Raw genomic sequence first — 15,156 nt, 5'->3', positions numbered from 1 at the left:
AGGACCCACTGTGAACGTGCCACCGGCCGCGAACGTTCCGCGGCGCATGGCCCGCTGTCGCGCGACCCCCGTCCGCCGCCGCACGCGCCCGCAACCCCCACGCACACGCGACAGTACGCATATTTGAAGGAGTGAACGCCACGATGGTGTTCAAACGACTGCTCGGCTCGCTCGGTGTCGGCGGACCCACCGTGGACACGGTGCTGGACCCCGGCCCGGTACTCCCCGGCGGGCCGTTGACCGGCCAGGTCCATCTCCAGGGTGGCAAGGCGGACTTCGAGATCGAGCAGATCACGCTGGAGCTCGTGGCCCGGGTGGAGGACGAGCGCGGCGACGAGGAGCGGGAGGGCGTCGTCCTCTTCGACCGCTTCACCGTCGGCGGCGGTTTCCGGCTCGCCGAGGGCGAGCACCGCAGCCTCCCGTTCACGGCCCACCTCCCCTGGGAGACGCCGGTCACCGAGCTGTACGGGCAGCCGCTGGGCATCATCCTCGGCGTGCGCACCGGGCTGGAGGTCGCGGGCGCGAAGGACAAGGGCGACCTCGACCAGCTGACCGTGAACCCGCTGCCGGTCCAGGAGGCCATCCTGGAGGCGCTGGGGCAGCTCGGCTTCGGCTTCCGGTCCGCCGATCTGGAGCTGGGCCATGTGGGCGGCACCGGGCAGCGGCTGCCGTTCTACCAGGAGATCGAGCTCTCCCCGGCTCCCCAGTACGCCCATGCCATCAACGAGCTCGAGGTGACCTTCCTGGCCAACGCGGGCGGCATGGACGTCGTCCTGGAGGCCGACAAGCGCGGCGGGTTGTTCACCTCGGGGGAGGACGCCCTCACGCTCTTCACCGTCGGCTATGAGGGCGTCGAGCACCGCGATTGGAACACCGAGGTCGACGCCTGGATCCAGCAACTCGTCGAGCGGCGCGCCGCCTACGGCTCGTACGGCTCCTACGGCCACGGCGGACACGACGGCCACGGCTACGGGCACACGGACCTCCACCACGATGGGCACCACGACGGCGGGCGGCGCTCCGGCCCGAGCACCGCGGCGATCGTCGGAGGCGTCGCGGCGGGTGTCGCGGTCGGCGTCGTCGGCGGAATGGTCGCCGCGGAGGTCGTCGACGAGATCGGCGACGCCTTCGAGGACGAGGAGGACGAGGACTGACCCCGCCTCCCCCGGCCCGGGGCGTCCCCGGGCCGGGGAATCCGGCCGCCTGCTCGTCCCCGCGCCCCGCGTCCCGGCCGTCCCCCGATGCGGCAGCGGTCCAACGGCCGTGGTCCCGTACCCCTCGGCGCCGCTGCGCCACCCGGGGACCGGACCAGCCGTAGAGGAGAACGAGCGACGATGACCGCCGACAGCCGCCCAGACCTCCAGCTGGGCTGCGGCCTTCGCGCCGTGACGCGGGTTGGGCACGAACTCGCCGTTGGAGTCGGGGGTGGCCCGTGCGGCCCGCGCGGGGCAGCGGGGGCGCGAGGCGCTGGTTGAGGCGGCCGGTGCTGGGCACTCCATGGGGCGCGTGGCCCGGTACGGCCTTGCACAGGGCCTGATACGGCCTTGCTCGTGGCCTGACACGGCCTTGTCGATCCCAAAGGACGATCATGAGCGAGCCCAGGACATCGACATCCCCCCGCATGCTCGGCATCTATCTCAATGACCATCTGGCCGGAGCGACGGCCGGATGGGAGCTGGCCCGCCGGGCGGCCCGCGAGCACCGGCAGTCGCCCCTCGGCGGCGAGCTGGAGGACCTCGCCGTACAGATCCTGGAGGACCGTAAGGCGCTGCTGGCCGTCATGGCCGACCTCGAGGTGCCCGTACGCCGTTACAAGGTCTACGGGGGCTGGCTGGGCGAGAAGGCCGGGCGGCTGAAGCCCAACGGCCGTCTACGGCGCCGCTCCGGGCTCAGCTCGGTCGTCGAGCTGGAGTCGCTGCGGATCGGTGTGGAGGGCAAGGCGCTGCTGTGGCATTCGCTGCTGGCCGCGGCCGGCCAGGACATCCGGCTGGACTCCGATCGGCTCACCGAACTGCTCAACCGGGCGTGGCGGCAGCGCGCGGCGCTGGAGTCGCTGCACGACACCGCGGCCGCCACGATGTTCGCCCCCGGCCGGCCGGAGCCGCGGGAGGCGGTGGTCGGGCCATGACCACTCCGCCGGACGGCGCCGCCGAACTCCTCTTCATCGGCAACGCCACGCTCCTCATCCGCTACGGCACGCTGACGCTGCTCACCGACCCGAACTTCCTGCACCGGGGCCAGTACGCCTACCTCGGCAAGGGGCTGATGTCCCGGCGGCTGACCGAGCCCGCCCTGGCCGCCTCGGACATACCGTCCGGCCTGGACGCCGTGGTGCTCTCGCATCTGCACGGCGACCACTGGGACCGGGTGGCGCGTCGGCGGCTGGACCGCTCACTGCCCATCATCACCACCCCGCACGCCTCCCGCCGGCTCCAGGCCATCCATGGGTTCAGCCGGGCCACCGGGCTGCCCACCTGGCACGATCACGTGCTGGTGAACGGCAGCGGCCAGGTCCGGGTCACCGCATTGCCCGGGATACACGCCCCCGGCCGCTGGCAGCGGTTGCTGCCACCGGTGATGGGGAGTCTGCTGGAGTTCGGCGAGCCGGGGCAGCCGCCCCGGCTGCGGGTCTACATCACCGGCGACACGCTGATGTTCCCGGGCGTCCATGAGATCGCCCGGCGCTACCCGGATGTGCACCTGGCGGTGGTCCACCTCGGCGGCACCCGGCTTCCGGGCGGGCTCATCGTGACCATGGACGCTCCCCAGGGGGCCGATCTGGTCAGGGCCGTACGGCCAGAGCGGGTCCTGCCGGTGCACTACGACGACTACGCCGCCTTCAGCTCCCCGCTCTCGGCGTTCCTGGAGGAGACCCGGCGCCCGGACTTCCCGTCCACGGTGGTCCACTGCCCCCGCGGCGAGCGCGTCACCGTGAACGCGCAAGGGGTGCTCTCGGCGCCGTGAGGGCCGCCATGAGGGCCGCCGAGAGGCCGTGAACGCTGATTTGCTCAGGGCGTGAACGCTGACCGCTCAGGAGGCCGCGCTGGTGGGCGTCTGGTCGTCGCTGTGCAGCCGCCCCAGACGTTCCAGCAGCTGCGGACGGTGCAGCTCCGCCACGCATGCCATCAGGTCGGGGTGGCGCAGGAACGGCGCCGCACGCCGGTCGTGCGTGTCCGGCGCCGTCAGCCGCCGGAACTCACCGGGAGACCCGGGGCCGTGCTCGCACTCGGCAAGCGCCGCCACCCCCTCGGACGCCAGGGTGGAGCAGGTGAGCAGGGCCGCCGCCCAGCTCGCCACGACCTCGTCCACACAGGTGCGCCAGACGCCGTCGGGGCCGCGGATCTCGTACGGCTCCGCGTCCACGAGCCAGTCCAGCCGGAAGGAGCCGCCCGGACCGATCAGCGCCACCAGGGAAGCGTCGGTGGGGTCCGTATAGCGCAACCAGGCGGCCACGGTGACGGCCTGCCGGGCCTGCGCCTCGGCGAGCGCCGCGTTCATCGCCCCGTCGGCCGCCGGATATGCCCTGATCAGCCACTGCGTGGTCGCAGCGATGACGGATGACAGGTCCAGGGACAAACGACGCCGCTCCTCGTACGCGATCAGTGTCAGCACCGTACCCGCGGAACGGCTGTGTCGAACATGACATAGATCACGCCGCACGGCGGCGCGGCGCGTCCCCAAGTGTGCCCGGGGCGCACCGCATAGCGGACAAGGCGCCGGGTACCCGGTGTCCATGAACGCGCCAGGCCCCGCCGTCGGCGTCGTCATCGCCACCCGTGACCACGCCGAACGCCTCGCCACAGCCCTGGAGCACCTCACCGCGCTGCCGGAGCGGCCACCGGTCGTGGTCGTGGACCACGGCTCGACGGACCGCACCAGGGCCATGGTCGCCGAGCGCTTCCCCCAGGCGCGGGTCCTGGCCCACGGGGACGGCCACGGGGCGCTCGCCCGCAACGACGGGGTACGCGCCATCGGCACCCCCTACGTGGCGTTCAGCGACGACGACTCCTGGTGGGCGCCAGGGTCCCTGGCACGGGCCGCCACTCTGCTCAACAGCCATCCGCGGCTGGGGCTGCTGGCGGGCCAGGTGCGGATCGGCCCCGAGGAGCGGCCCGATCCGCGGGGCGCCACGCTGGCCGCCTCCCCCGTCGGCCGGGCCGAGGACCTTCCAGGAGCGGAGGTCTACGGCTTCCTCACCCGTGCCGCCGTGGTGCGCCGCGGCGCCTTCCTGGAGGCGGGCGGCTTCCATCCGCTGATCTTCCTCGGCGACGAGGAGACCCTGCTCGCCTACGACCTCGCCGCGATGGGCTGGGGCGTCTCGTACTGCCCCGAGGTGGTCGCCCTCCACCATCCGTCCCCCTCACCGCACGAGGACCGCACCGCCGCGATGCGCCACAACGAACTGATCAGCTGCTGGCTGCGCCGCCCCCTCCCCCTCGCGGCCCGCCGCACCGCCGCGCTCCTCACCCGGGCCGGCCACGACCCGGCGGCCCGCACCGCACTCCGTGGTCTGCTCACCCGCCTCCCGGCCGCGCTATGGCTGCGCCGCCCGCTGCCACCGTGGGTCGAGGAGGCCGCCCGACGGGTGGACAGGCAGCGGGCGACGGCGGACGAGAAGACCCTGACGGCCCCGCCGGGATGAGCGGCGGGCACGCGCTTCGGTGACGGCCCGCCGGTGGGGTGGATCCGATCGACGCGTGGGATGGATCCGGTCGACGAGCCGCCGCGGTCGCCACGCCCCGGGCCCCCTTCATCGCCGAGGGGCGCCTCCCGGCCGGGCGCCGTACGGCGCTACGCGGCCGTCGCGCGCCGCACACCGTAGGCCGCCGCGCCCACGGCCAGGACCGCCGCACCCCAGACCACCGAGGAGACGGGCAGGGCGAAGGCCAGCACCAGGCAGCCGACCAAGCCCAGCGCCGGGATGATCCGCGGTGGGCGGCCCTCGGCCGGGGTGAGGGTCCAGGCGGAGGCGTTGGCGACGGCGTAGTAGGCCAGCACCCCGAACGAGGAGAACCCGATCGCACCGCGCAGATCCGCCGTCGCCGCCAGGACCGCCACCACCGCGCCCACGGTCAGCTCGGCGCGGTGCGGCACCGCGAACCGGGGGTGCACGGCGGCCAGCACGGGCGGGAGGTGCCGGTCGCGGGCCATGGCCAGGGTGGTCCTGGAGACGCCCAGGATCAGCGCGAGCAGCGATCCCAGCGCGGCCACCGCGGCGCCCACCCGCACCACCGGCGCCAGCCAGGAGAGCCCGGCGGCACGCACGGCGTCGGCCAGCGGGGCACTCGCCGCGGCCAGTCCGCCGCTGCCCAGCACGGTCAGCGCGGCGACCGCGACGACCGCGTAGACGGCCAGGGTGATGCCGAGCGCGAGGGGGATGGCGCGGGGAATGGTGCGCGCCGGGTCGCGGACCTCCTCACCGAGGGTGGCGATACGGGCGTATCCGGCGAAGGCGAAGAACAGCAGGCCGCCCGCGCGCAGCACCCCGCCGAGGGTGGCGTCGTGGCCGATCTCCAGCCGGGCGGCGTCCGCCTCCCCGGAGGTGAGGAGGGCGACGACCACGGCGGCCAGGACCGCGAGCACGAAGGCCACGATCGCCCGGGTCAGCCAGGCGGCCTTGTGCACCCCCACGTAGTTGACGGCCGTCAGCGCCACCACGGCCGCCACCGCCACCGCGGGTGCCTGCGCGGGCCAGACATAGGAGCCGACGGTCAGGGCCATCGCCGCGCAGGAGGCGGTCTTGCCGACCACGAACCCCCAGCCGGCCAGATACCCCCAGAAGTCGCCCAGCCGCTCGCGGCCGTAGACATAGGTGCCGCCCGACTGCGGATAGCGGGCGGCCAGCCGCGCGGAGGAGGTGGCGTTGCAGTACGCCACCACTCCGGCGGCCACCAGGCCGAACAGCAGCCCCGACCCCGCCTCCCGCGCCGCGGGCGCCAGCGCCCCGAAGATGCCCGCGCCGATCATCGACCCCAGGCCGACCACGACCGCGTCGAAGACCCCCAGGCGCCGCCGCAACTCCCCCGGCCCGGCCGGGGTGTTCACCGTGCCGCTCACCGCTCAGCCCCGATCCGTGTCGAGCTCGGCATTGTCCAGGTCGGTCTTGTCCGAGTCGGTCTTGTCCAACTCGGTCTTGTCCAGGTCGGCTTGGTCGAGGTCGGTCCTGGCCGGCAGATCGCGGGCGCCGAGCCGCAGATGCTCGATGTGGTACACGGCCTCGTCCAGGAGTTGGGCGACGTGGTTGTCGTAGAGGCTGTAGACGATCCGGCGGCCCCGGCGTGAACCGGTGACCAGCCCGAGCGCGCGCAGCAGCCGGAGTTGGTGGGAGACCGCGGACTGCTCCATGCCGACCGCGTCGGCCAGTTCGGTGACCGCGCAGGGGGCCTGGCGCAGACGGGTGAGGATCATCAGCCGCGACGGTGTGGCCAGGGCCTGGAGGGTGGCGGCGATGGTGGCGGCGGAGTCCGCGTCCAGATGCGCTGCCGGGGTGGTCTGACTGTCGGCTCCGTGTCCCATGCCGCCATCGTATCCACAGCAACACTTGAAGAGATCTTCATATGTTCCCGTATGGTGGCAGGGTCAGACCATCGCCCCACCAGTCGAGGAAGAGGTGTGCCCCGGTGTCCGCCGAAGTCATCGAGGAGCGGTCCCCCGCCGACGCCCCACCGCCCGTAAGGCCGCGTCGGACCCGCGTCCGCGAGCTGCCCGAGGTGCGGTGGGCCGCGCTGGCCACCGCCGCGTTCCTGCCCGCCCTCGCGCTCGACCTGACCGGCGCCCCGGCGTGGCTATGGGCCCCGCTCTACGTCATCTGCTACGCCGCCGGGGGCTGGGAGCCGGGCCTGGCGGGCCTGCGCGCCCTGCGGGAACGCACCCTCGACGTCGATCTGCTGATGGTCGTCGCCGCGCTCGGGGCGGCGGCGATCGGGCAGTTCCTCGACGGCGCCCTGCTCATCGTCATCTTCGCGGTCTCGGGCGCACTGGAGGCGTTCGCCACCCGGCGCACCGCCGACTCCGTACGCGGGCTGCTGGACCTGGCGCCCGACACCGCCACGCGGCTCACCCCCGGCGGCGCCGAGGAGCGGGTGGACGTCAGCGCGCTGCGCGTCGGCGACACCGTGTTCGTACGGCCCGGTGAGCGGCTGCCCGCCGACGGCACCGTCCGCGAGGGGACCAGCGACGTCCAGCAGGCCGGGATCACCGGCGAACCGCTCCCGGTGGACAAGGGACCCGGGGACGAGGTGTTCGCGGGCACGCTCAACGGGACGGGCGCGCTGCGCGTCACCGTGGACCGGGACGCCTCCGAGACGGTCATCGCCCGGATCGTGTCCATGGTCGAGGAGGCGAGCGAGCACAAGGCACCCGGCCAGCTGTTCATCGAGAGGATCGAGCAGCGCTACGCCATCGGCATGGTGGCCGCCACGCTCGCGCTGTTCGCGATCCCCCTCGCCCTCGGCGCGGAGCTCACCGAAACCCTGCTGCGGGCCATGACCTTCATGATCGTGGCATCGCCGTGTGCGGTCGTGCTCGCCACCATGCCACCGCTGCTGTCCGCCATCGCCACCTGCGGACGCAACGGTGTGCTGGTCAAGTCAGCCGCGGCCATGGAGCGACTGGGCGGCATCACCCGGGTGGCGCTGGACAAGACCGGAACCCTCACCGAGGCATCGGCGCGCGTCCGCGGGATCCGGGTGCTCCCGGGCAGTGGCCTCACCGAACACGAGGCCCTGGCCCTGGCCGCCGCGGCCGAGCGGCCCAGCGAGCACCCGCTGGCCCGTGCGGTGGTCGCCGCCGCGGAAGAGCGCGGTCTGCGCGTGGAGCCCGCGGCCGACTTCGGCTCGGCGCCGGGCCGGGGCGTACGGGCGGTGGTCGCGGGCCGCACCGTCCAGGTGGGCAGCCCCCTGGCACTGCTGGACGGCGCGATGCCACCGCTGGAGCGCCCCGGCGAACCGACGCCGCCGACGGGCGGGGGCGATCCGGTGCGTACGGATGTCGCGAACGAGTCGTCCCGTAGAGCCATCGCGGACGACCCGGCCCGTACGGCCACCACTGACGACCCGATCCGTACACCCACCGCCGACGGCCCCGCCCGTAAGGCCGTCGACCAGGACAGCCCGGTCCGTGTCGCCGTGGCCGAGGTGGAGGACGGCGGTGCCACCGCTGTCGCCGTCCTCGTCGACGGCCGTCCCACCGCCGTGCTCGCCATCGCCGCCCCGCTGCGCGCCGGGGCCGCCGAGGCCGTCGCCGCGCTGGGTCAACTCACCGGCACCCCACCGGTGTTGCTGACCGGCGACAACAAGCGTGCCGCCGCCCGGCTGGGCGAGGAGGTCGGCATCACCGACATACGGGCCGGGCTGCTGCCACAGGACAAGGTGGCCACCGTACGGGGCTGGGAGGACACCGGGGAACGCGTCCTGATGGTCGGCGACGGAGTCAACGACGCCCCGGCGCTGGCGGCCGCGCACACCGGTGTCGCCATGGGCCGCGCGGGCTCCGCGCTGACGCTGGAGACCGCCGACGCCGTGGTGGTCCGCGATGAACTGGCCGCCGTGCCCTCGCTCGTGGCCCTGTCCCGGCGCGCCCGCCGTCTGGTGGCGCAGAACCTGATCATCGCGTGCGTATGCATCGGAGCGCTGGTGGTGTGGGATCTCTTCGGCCATCTGCCGCTGCCACTCGGCGTGGCGGGCCACGAGGGGTCCACCGTCCTGGTGGGCCTCAACGGTCTGCGGCTGCTGCGCACCTCCGCTTGGCCGGGCGCGGCGCTGACCGGCCGCCGGGCCGCCGGAAGCGAGACCATGTCCGGAGGCTCCTCACACCCGTGAACATCGGCGGCTGACGGCCGCGGCGTCCGGCAGCCGCCTTGCGGTGGCGGCCGGGCCGCCGGGCCAGACGTCGCGGGCGGCCCGCGGAATCCACCGGACAGCGACCCGGACGCGGTACGGGCCGGGGCGGGGCCCGCCCCGGCCCGCCGCTCTACGATGGGGGCATGCCGGTCAGCGAACCCTCCTCAACTGCGACCCGATCGCATACGCATCCCAGTGGCGCGGCGCAGTTCTCCACGGCCGCCAATGTCTTCTCACTGCTCTCCGATCCGACCCGGCTGCATCTGGTGTGGTCCCTCGCCCGTGGCGAAGCCGATGTCAACACCCTGACCGAGGCCAGCGGGGCGGCCCGCCCCGCGGTGAGCCAGCATCTGGCCAAGCTCCGGCTGGCCGGGCTGGTCCAGATGCGCAAGGAGGGCCGCCGCTCGGTGTACTCACTTCACGACGGCCATCTGCGCCGACTGGTCGTCGAGGCCGTCAACCACGCGGACCATATGGTCACCGGGGCCCCGTCGCACGACTGACCGCACCAAGGGGTACCGCGCACGCCGGCCGTACCCCGCCCCCTGCCCGCCTCACCCCGCGCCCCCCTTCCCTCCGCGCCGCGGCTCTCCTCCGGGGCGCCCCTGGTGACGGGGTGGATGCGGCAGGTACGGGCCCGCCTGGAGGGCCGGGCCGGGGCCGGGGTGTTCCATCCAGCCCTGGTGGGAAGCCCGCAAGCTGATGCGGAAGGAGCCCATCACCCCGGTGGGGATCCGGCGTGGTGTGCCAGCAGGCGATGCGGATCCTCGGCGCCGGGCCCAGGGGCCGGATCGGTGTGCACCAGGGCGGCGGTCAGCCGGGGCACCGCGTGGCGGAGGGCGTGTTCCGCCCTTACCGCCACATCGTGCGCCGCGCGCAGATCCAGGCCACCGTCCACCTCCACCGTGACCTCGGCGCGCAGCCCGTGGCCGATCCAGCGCATCCGCAGCTCGGTCACCCTCAGCACTCCGGGGACCGCGCGCAGTGCGGCCTCGCCCGTGTCGACCACCGCCGGGTCGACGGAGTCCATCAGCCGCCGGAACACCTCGCGGGCCGCGTCCTTGAGCACGAGCAGGATCGCGACGGTGATGGCCAGGCCCACCAGCGGGTCGGCGGCCCGCCAGCCGAGCGCCACGCCGCCCGCCCCCACCAGCACGGCCAGGGAGGTGAAGCCATCGGTGCGGGCGTGCAGTCCGTCGGCGACCAAGGCCGCCGAGCCGATCCGCCGCCCGACCCGGATCCGGAGGCGGGCCACCCATTCGTTGCCGATGAAGCCGAGCACCGCCGCGAGCGCGACGACGCCCGGATGGGCGATGTCGCGCGGGTGCAGCAGCCGGTCCACTGACTCGTAGGCGGCCAGGGCCGCCGAGGCGGCGATGGTCAGGACGATCACGATCCCGGCCAGGTCCTCGGCCCGGCCGTAGCCGTAGGTGAACCGCCGGGTCGCCGCGCGGCGCCCCAGGACGAACGCCACGGCGAGCGGCAGCGCGGTCAGGGCGTCGGCGGCGTTGTGGACGGTGTCGCCCAGCAGCGCCACCGAGCCGGACAGCAGCACGACCGCGGCCTGGAGGACCGCGGTGGCGCCCAGGACGGCGAGGGAGAGCCACAGGGCGCGCATGCCCTCGGCCGATGACTCCAGCGCGGAGTCGACCTTCTGCGCCGACTCATGGGAGTGCGGTTTCAGCAGATGCGCGAGCTGGTGCCGCCGATGGGACCAGCGTTCATGATGACGGGACTCCATGAAACCATTATGTGCATACACGCGCACCCATGCACCTGTTGAATCCGCGACGATCGGCGATATCCCAGCGCACTTCCGGCGGAGCGACTAAGCGGATCTGCGGAAGTCGGCTGCGGTTCGGTGGCGCCCCGAAGGGGCGCAGGGCCGTGTCGATGTGCGGCTCCGCCGCACGGGCGCGACCAGCCACGACGGCGCCGCAGACGATCGACGGCAGGTCGGGGCACTTCCAGCTAAGCGCTCAGCGCGCCCCATAGGGCAGCAGCGCCATCTCACGCGCGTTCTTGATCGCGCGGGCCAGTTGGCGCTGCTGCTGCGCGGTCACCCGGGTGACCCGGCGGCTGCGTATCTTGCCGCGATCGGAGATGAACTTCCGCAGCAGTTCGGTGTCCTTGTAGTCGATGTAGGTGATACCCGCCTTGTCCAGCGGGTTCACCCGGTTGCGCCGGCCGTCCCGGCGGGTGGGGTCGATGCGTCGGGCCATCATCGGGTCCTTGTCTGTGCGATGCGTGCGGTGTCCGTCCGCGCTCCGGTCAGGACGGAGCAAGATGGGTCAGAACACCGGGTCGAGCAGTTCATCGAAGGCGTGCGGCAGCCGGCGCCAGGCGTCCGGCCCGGCCGCGTACTCCGCGTCGGTCAGCAGACATGAATCGAGCAGGGCCAGCAGTCCGTCGCGGTCGAGGCCGGGCGAGGTGAAGGTGAGGTGCTGGCAGCGGTCGCCATGGCCGGGGTGCCAGTCGAGCGCGGCGGCGACCCGCCGCTCGGGCGGCACCATCTCCCAGGCGGCGTCCGGCAGCGCGGCCAGCCACGGCCCGGCCGACTCCACGCACAGGGCCCCGCCCGCCGCGTCCCAGGACAGCAGGGTGTCGCCCCGGTCCGCGAGCCAGAAGCGGCCCCGGCTGCGGGCCGCGGCACAGGTCAGATCCTCCAGTGCGGCATAGAGCCGCCCCGGGTGGAAGGGCCGCCCGCGCCGCCAGACGAGGGTGGCCACCCCGTGGTCATCGCCCTCCTGCGGCAGCAGCGCACACGCCGGATGCTGACGGGCGGCGGCCGCCTCGATGTCGAAGCCCTCGAGAAGCGCGGGCCCCAGCGCTCCCTCGCCGAGCCACAACTTCCGCGCCCCCGGGGTGAGTTGGGTGAGCAGGGCGTGATCGCCGCAGTCCGCGGGCTCTCCGGACATCCCGTCCTCGGCGACGGCGATCAGGGTGGGGTACTCCAGCTGCCGGGCGAAGGTGTCCGCGATGGTGCGCTGGTCGGCCGGGGCGGCGGCGAGACCGGCCTCGGCGAGGTCGTCGCCATTGGCCAGATACGGCACGATCAGGGCCGGGTCGACCGCGGTGGCCACTCCGGTCAGCTCCAGCGGCGCGCCCTCGGCCGCGATGACGGCGGCCATGGCCTGGGGCTCGACCGAGTCCCACAGCTCGACGACGGCGAGCCGGTGGCCGCCGCCCGTGGCCAGGCGCAGCAGTTCGGGTACCAGGTCCTCGCGCAGCGCACAGCACGCGCAGTCGTTCACCAGCGGCGCCTCGCCACCACCGAGCGGCCCGGACGCGTCGCGCACGGTGCGGCGCACGGCGCGGTCGGTGGCGGCGGACAGATCGTGGTGCAGCGCCACGGAGCCGGGCACCGTGCGCAGGATCTCCTCGACGGCGACGTGGCGGGCATCGGCGTGCAGCCCGCCCACGACCGCCACGGCCAGCCGGTGCTCGTCCGCGCTCACCGGCCCCTCCGGCCGCGCCCGTAGCGCCGCTCGAACCGCTCGACGCGGCCGGCGGTGTCCACGACACGCTGATTGCCGGTGTAGAAGGGGTGGCTCGCCGAGGAGATCTCGACGTCGATGACCGGATAGGTGTTGCCGTCCCGCCACTCCACGGTCTGGTCACTGGTGGCGGTGGAGCGGGTGAGGAAGGCGAAGTCGCCGGCCCGGTCACGGAAGACAACGGGCCGGTACGCGGGGTGAATGCCGGGCTTCATGACGGTCAGCGCTCCTCACGGAAGTCGACATGGCGGCCGACGACCGGGTCGTACTTGCGCAGGGTCAGCCGGTCGGGGTCGTTCCGCCGGCTCTTGCGGGTCACATAGGTGTAGCCGGTGCCCGCGGTGGACCTCAGTTTGACGATCGGGCGTAGTTCATTGCGTGCCATGAGCCGGAGTATACACGGAAGTGGTTTTCATTTTCATCAAGCTGCTACGCTGCCGCCACATCCACACCACCGCCGAACGGAGGAACCATGTCCGCCCACTGCCAGCTCACCGGCCGGCAGCCCGGCTTCGGGCACCACATCTCCCACTCCCACCGCCGCACCAAGCGCCGGTTCGACCCCAACGTGCAACGCAAGCGCTACTGGCTGCCGAGCGAGGGCCGCCATATCCGGCTCACCCTCAGCACCAAGGCCATCAAGACCGTCGACGCGATCGGCATCGAGGCCGCCGTGGCCCGCATCCGCGCCCGGGGAGGGAAGGTCTGATGGCCAAGAAGAGCAAGATCGTCAAGAACGAGAAGCGACGGGTGATCGTGGCCCGCCACGCCAAGCGCCGCGCCGAGCTGAAGGCGGTCATCGCCGACCCCCGCGCCTCGGCGGAGGAACGGCTCGACGCCCAGCGGGAACTGCGCCGCCGGCCCCGCGACGCCAGCGCCACCCGGGTACGCAACCGCGACTCCATCGACGGCCGCCCGCGCGGGCATCTGCGCGCCTTCGGTCTCTCCCGTATCCGGATGCGCGAGATGGCGCACGCGGGCGAACTCCCCGGGGTGACCAAGAGCAGCTGGTGATCCCCCACCGCTCCGGGCCACTCCGCCGAGGTGCGCCGCTTGGCACACTATTTCAACCGCCGACGCCGACGGATCGTCCGCCTACGGGCCATCGCGGCTACTCGGCCTCGGTGAGGTCCTCGGTGAGGGCCTCGGTGAGGCGGAGGTCCCCGTCGGCGGGCGGTGCGAAGAAGCGGGCCACCTCCGCGTCCGTGACCTCGGCGAGAGTGGCCGGGGCCCAGCGGGGGCGGCGGTCCTTGTCGATCACCTGGGCGCGGATGCCCTCGACGAAGTCCGGGCGGGACAGGGCCGTGCAGGAGACGCGGTACTCCTGCTCCATGACCCGCTCCAGCGAGCCGAGCGCCCGGGCCCGGCGGACGGCGGCCAGTGTGGCCTTCAGCGCCGTGGGGGACTTGGCGAGCAGGGTCTGGGCGGTCTCCTTGGCGGCCGGTTCCCCGACGGCCGTCAGCCGGTCCACGATCTCCTCGACGGTGTCCGCCGCATAGCAGTGGTCGATCCACTCCCGCTGACCGTCCAGGGTTCCGGCCGGGGCCTCCACGGCGTACCGGGGAAGGACGTCCGCCACCGGCTCCGCGGCCAGGTCCCGGGTCAGCGCGGGCAGCAGCCCGGAGGGGACGACATGGTCGGCCAGCCCGCAGCGCAGCGCGTCGGCGGCGCCCACCGCCGCTCCCGTGAGCGCCAGATGGGTGCCCAGTTCGCCCGGTGCGCGGGACAGCAGATGGGTGCCGCCGACGTCCGGTACGAAGCCGATCGTGGTCTCGGGCATGGCCACCCGGGACCGCTCGGTGACGATCCGCACGCTGCCGTGGGCCGAGATCCCGACGCCCCCGCCCATGACGATGCCGTCCATCAGGGCCACATACGGCTTGGGGTAGCGGGCGATCCGGGCGTTGAGCGTGTACTCGTCGCGCCAGAACGCCCTCGATGCCGCGCCGCCGCCCGAGGTCACATCCCGATGGATCATGCGGATGTCGCCGCCCGCGCACAGCCCGCGCTCCCCCGCCCCGTCGATCACCACGGTCCGGACGGCCGGGTCCCGCTCCCAGGCGGTGAGGGCCTCGGCGATCCGGGTCGCCATGGGGTGGGTGAGGGCGTTGAGGGCGCGGGGGCGGTTGAGGGTGAGACGCCCGGCGCGGCCCTCGGTGCGCGTCAGCACGGCGTCGTCCTCGGCGGCGGAGTCGGGCACGGACTTGGTCACGGAGTTGGTCACGCGGTCGGTCACGGAGTCGGTCACGAGGTGTTCGTTCCTTCCGGCGTCTGATGCGTTCGCGGATCACCACCGATCCGTCGCCGCCGATCCTCTCAACCGGCCATCGGCCCGGATCAACAGGCCATCGGCCCCGGAACGGCCGGGCCCTCTGCTTGACTGGGCACATGCTGACCATCGGTTCCGTGGTGCTGGGCGTCTCGGACGTCCGGCGCGCGGCGGCGTTCTGGACCCGGGCGCTGGGGTACGTCCCGCGCGGGGAGATCGAGGACGACTGGGTGGTGCTGGTGCCGGCGGACGGGCGCTCCGGACCCCGGCTGTCGCTCGGCCGCAGCGACACCCCCGTCCAGGGGCGCCCGCGGGTCCATCTGGATCTCTACGCGGGGGACGCGGACGACCAGGCCGCCGAGGTCGAGCGGCTGGTGTCCCTCGGCGCCGATCGGGTCCGCTGGGAGCTCTATCCGCCGGACGCCGATTTCATCGTCCTCGCCGACCCCGACGGAAACCGCTTCTGCGTCATCGACACCGGACGCGGCTGACGGCGGCTCCCGGCCCGCGACCGAGGCGGCCCGAAACTCTCTGGACACCCGCCGCCCGG

Annotated in this window: 17 protein-coding genes and 1 pseudogene; 9 read left to right on the top strand and 9 right to left on the bottom strand. The window is 73.4% G+C overall.

Translation table 11 applies throughout. The annotated features are described in order from the left end of the window. Window positions 1-143 precede the first annotated feature (143 nt). The 3 genes from AB0E24_RS37590 (at window position 144) to AB0E24_RS37580 (ending at window position 2,964) form a co-directional block, all read left to right on the top strand. Window positions 144-1,154, top strand: coding sequence for a sporulation protein (locus AB0E24_RS37590; protein ID WP_206331570.1), 1,011 nt, complete (start codon window positions 144-146; stop codon window positions 1,152-1,154). A gap of 434 nt (window positions 1,155-1,588) precedes the next feature. Beyond that, entirely contained in the window at window positions 1,589-2,128 is a 540-nt protein-coding gene (locus AB0E24_RS37585) for a hypothetical protein (protein WP_069873842.1), read from the top strand. Continuing rightward, entirely contained in the window at window positions 2,125-2,964 is an 840-nt protein-coding gene (locus tag AB0E24_RS37580) for an MBL fold metallo-hydrolase (RefSeq protein WP_079256473.1), read from the top strand. Before AB0E24_RS37585 ends, AB0E24_RS37580 begins: the two co-directional genes overlap by 4 nt. 66 nt (window positions 2,965-3,030) lie before the next feature. Here AB0E24_RS37580 and AB0E24_RS37575 read toward each other — a convergent pair whose 3' ends face one another. Then, window positions 3,031-3,576 carry a hypothetical protein gene (locus AB0E24_RS37575; protein ID WP_069873836.1) on the bottom strand — a complete coding sequence of 182 codons (546 nt, stop codon included), beginning with the start codon at window positions 3,574-3,576 and terminating at the stop codon, window positions 3,031-3,033. Between the two features lie 157 nt (window positions 3,577-3,733). Between AB0E24_RS37575 and AB0E24_RS37570 the strand changes: the two genes are divergently transcribed. Beyond that, window positions 3,734-4,642, top strand: a complete 909-nt coding sequence (locus AB0E24_RS37570) for a glycosyltransferase family 2 protein (RefSeq protein WP_359384015.1) — start codon at window positions 3,734-3,736, stop codon at window positions 4,640-4,642. A 149-nt stretch (window positions 4,643-4,791) separates the two neighbouring features. Here the strand turns inward: AB0E24_RS37570 and AB0E24_RS37565 are convergent, their stop codons facing one another. After that, window positions 4,792-6,057 (bottom strand): APC family permease, encoded by a 1,266-nt coding sequence (locus AB0E24_RS37565; RefSeq protein ID WP_079256476.1) that lies wholly within the window; start codon window positions 6,055-6,057, stop codon window positions 4,792-4,794. Window positions 6,058-6,162: 105 nt separating this feature from the next. Continuing rightward, window positions 6,163-6,516, bottom strand: a pseudogene (locus AB0E24_RS37560) (ArsR/SmtB family transcription factor); the annotation flags it as partial. A gap of 104 nt (window positions 6,517-6,620) precedes the next feature. On the opposite strand from AB0E24_RS37560, the gene AB0E24_RS37555 reads away from it, so the two are divergent. Further along, window positions 6,621-8,819 (top strand): heavy metal translocating P-type ATPase, encoded by a 2,199-nt coding sequence (locus AB0E24_RS37555; RefSeq protein WP_359384012.1) that lies wholly within the window; start codon window positions 6,621-6,623, stop codon window positions 8,817-8,819. A 164-nt stretch (window positions 8,820-8,983) separates the two neighbouring features. Then, window positions 8,984-9,343, top strand: a complete 360-nt coding sequence (locus tag AB0E24_RS37550) for an ArsR/SmtB family transcription factor (RefSeq protein WP_069873827.1) — start codon at window positions 8,984-8,986, stop codon at window positions 9,341-9,343. 215 nt (window positions 9,344-9,558) lie between these two features. Here AB0E24_RS37550 and AB0E24_RS37545 read toward each other — a convergent pair whose 3' ends face one another. From AB0E24_RS37545 to rpmG, 5 genes are all read right to left on the bottom strand, one after another. Beyond that, window positions 9,559-10,581, bottom strand: a complete 1,023-nt coding sequence (locus tag AB0E24_RS37545; RefSeq protein ID WP_069873825.1) for a cation diffusion facilitator family transporter — start codon at window positions 10,579-10,581, stop codon at window positions 9,559-9,561. A 238-nt stretch (window positions 10,582-10,819) separates the two neighbouring features. Beyond that, window positions 10,820-11,062 (bottom strand): 30S ribosomal protein S18, encoded by a 243-nt coding sequence (gene rpsR, locus AB0E24_RS37540; RefSeq protein ID WP_069873879.1) that lies wholly within the window; start codon window positions 11,060-11,062, stop codon window positions 10,820-10,822. Window positions 11,063-11,131: 69 nt separating this feature from the next. Then, window positions 11,132-12,298, bottom strand: coding sequence for a GTP-binding protein (locus AB0E24_RS37535; RefSeq protein ID WP_359384008.1), 1,167 nt, complete (start codon window positions 12,296-12,298; stop codon window positions 11,132-11,134). After that, window positions 12,295-12,552: a type B 50S ribosomal protein L31 gene (locus AB0E24_RS37530; protein WP_069873820.1), complete on the bottom strand. Its 258-nt coding sequence runs from the start codon at window positions 12,550-12,552 to the stop codon at window positions 12,295-12,297. The genes AB0E24_RS37535 and AB0E24_RS37530 overlap by 4 nt, the downstream gene beginning before the upstream one ends. A gap of 5 nt (window positions 12,553-12,557) precedes the next feature. After that, the gene (rpmG, locus tag AB0E24_RS37525) at window positions 12,558-12,722 is read right to left on the bottom strand and encodes a 50S ribosomal protein L33 (RefSeq protein ID WP_069873818.1); all 165 of its coding nucleotides are present in this window, start codon (window positions 12,720-12,722) and stop codon (window positions 12,558-12,560) included. An 87-nt stretch (window positions 12,723-12,809) separates the two neighbouring features. Between rpmG and rpmB the strand changes: the two genes are divergently transcribed. Together rpmB and rpsN are read left to right on the top strand one after the other, a co-directional pair. Beyond that, window positions 12,810-13,046: a 50S ribosomal protein L28 gene (gene rpmB / locus AB0E24_RS37520; protein ID WP_079256481.1), complete on the top strand. Its 237-nt coding sequence runs from the start codon at window positions 12,810-12,812 to the stop codon at window positions 13,044-13,046. Further along, window positions 13,046-13,351, top strand: coding sequence for a 30S ribosomal protein S14 (rpsN, locus tag AB0E24_RS37515; protein WP_359384003.1), 306 nt, complete (start codon window positions 13,046-13,048; stop codon window positions 13,349-13,351). The genes rpmB and rpsN overlap by 1 nt, the downstream gene beginning before the upstream one ends. Before the next feature lie 97 nt (window positions 13,352-13,448). Here the strand turns inward: rpsN and AB0E24_RS37510 are convergent, their stop codons facing one another. Next, the gene (locus tag AB0E24_RS37510; protein WP_359384104.1) at window positions 13,449-14,537 is read right to left on the bottom strand and encodes an enoyl-CoA hydratase/isomerase family protein; all 1,089 of its coding nucleotides are present in this window, start codon (window positions 14,535-14,537) and stop codon (window positions 13,449-13,451) included. A 188-nt stretch (window positions 14,538-14,725) separates the two neighbouring features. Between AB0E24_RS37510 and AB0E24_RS37505 the strand changes: the two genes are divergently transcribed. Next, entirely contained in the window at window positions 14,726-15,097 is a 372-nt protein-coding gene (locus tag AB0E24_RS37505) for a VOC family protein (protein WP_099012680.1), read from the top strand. Window positions 15,098-15,156 lie beyond the last annotated feature (59 nt).

Origin of the sequence: Streptomyces malaysiensis subsp. malaysiensis, assembly GCF_040653035.1 — a bacterium.
Classification (GTDB): Bacteria; Actinomycetota; Actinomycetes; order Streptomycetales; family Streptomycetaceae; genus Streptomyces; species Streptomyces malaysiensis.
This window is presented reverse-complemented; position numbering and strand designations above follow the sequence as displayed.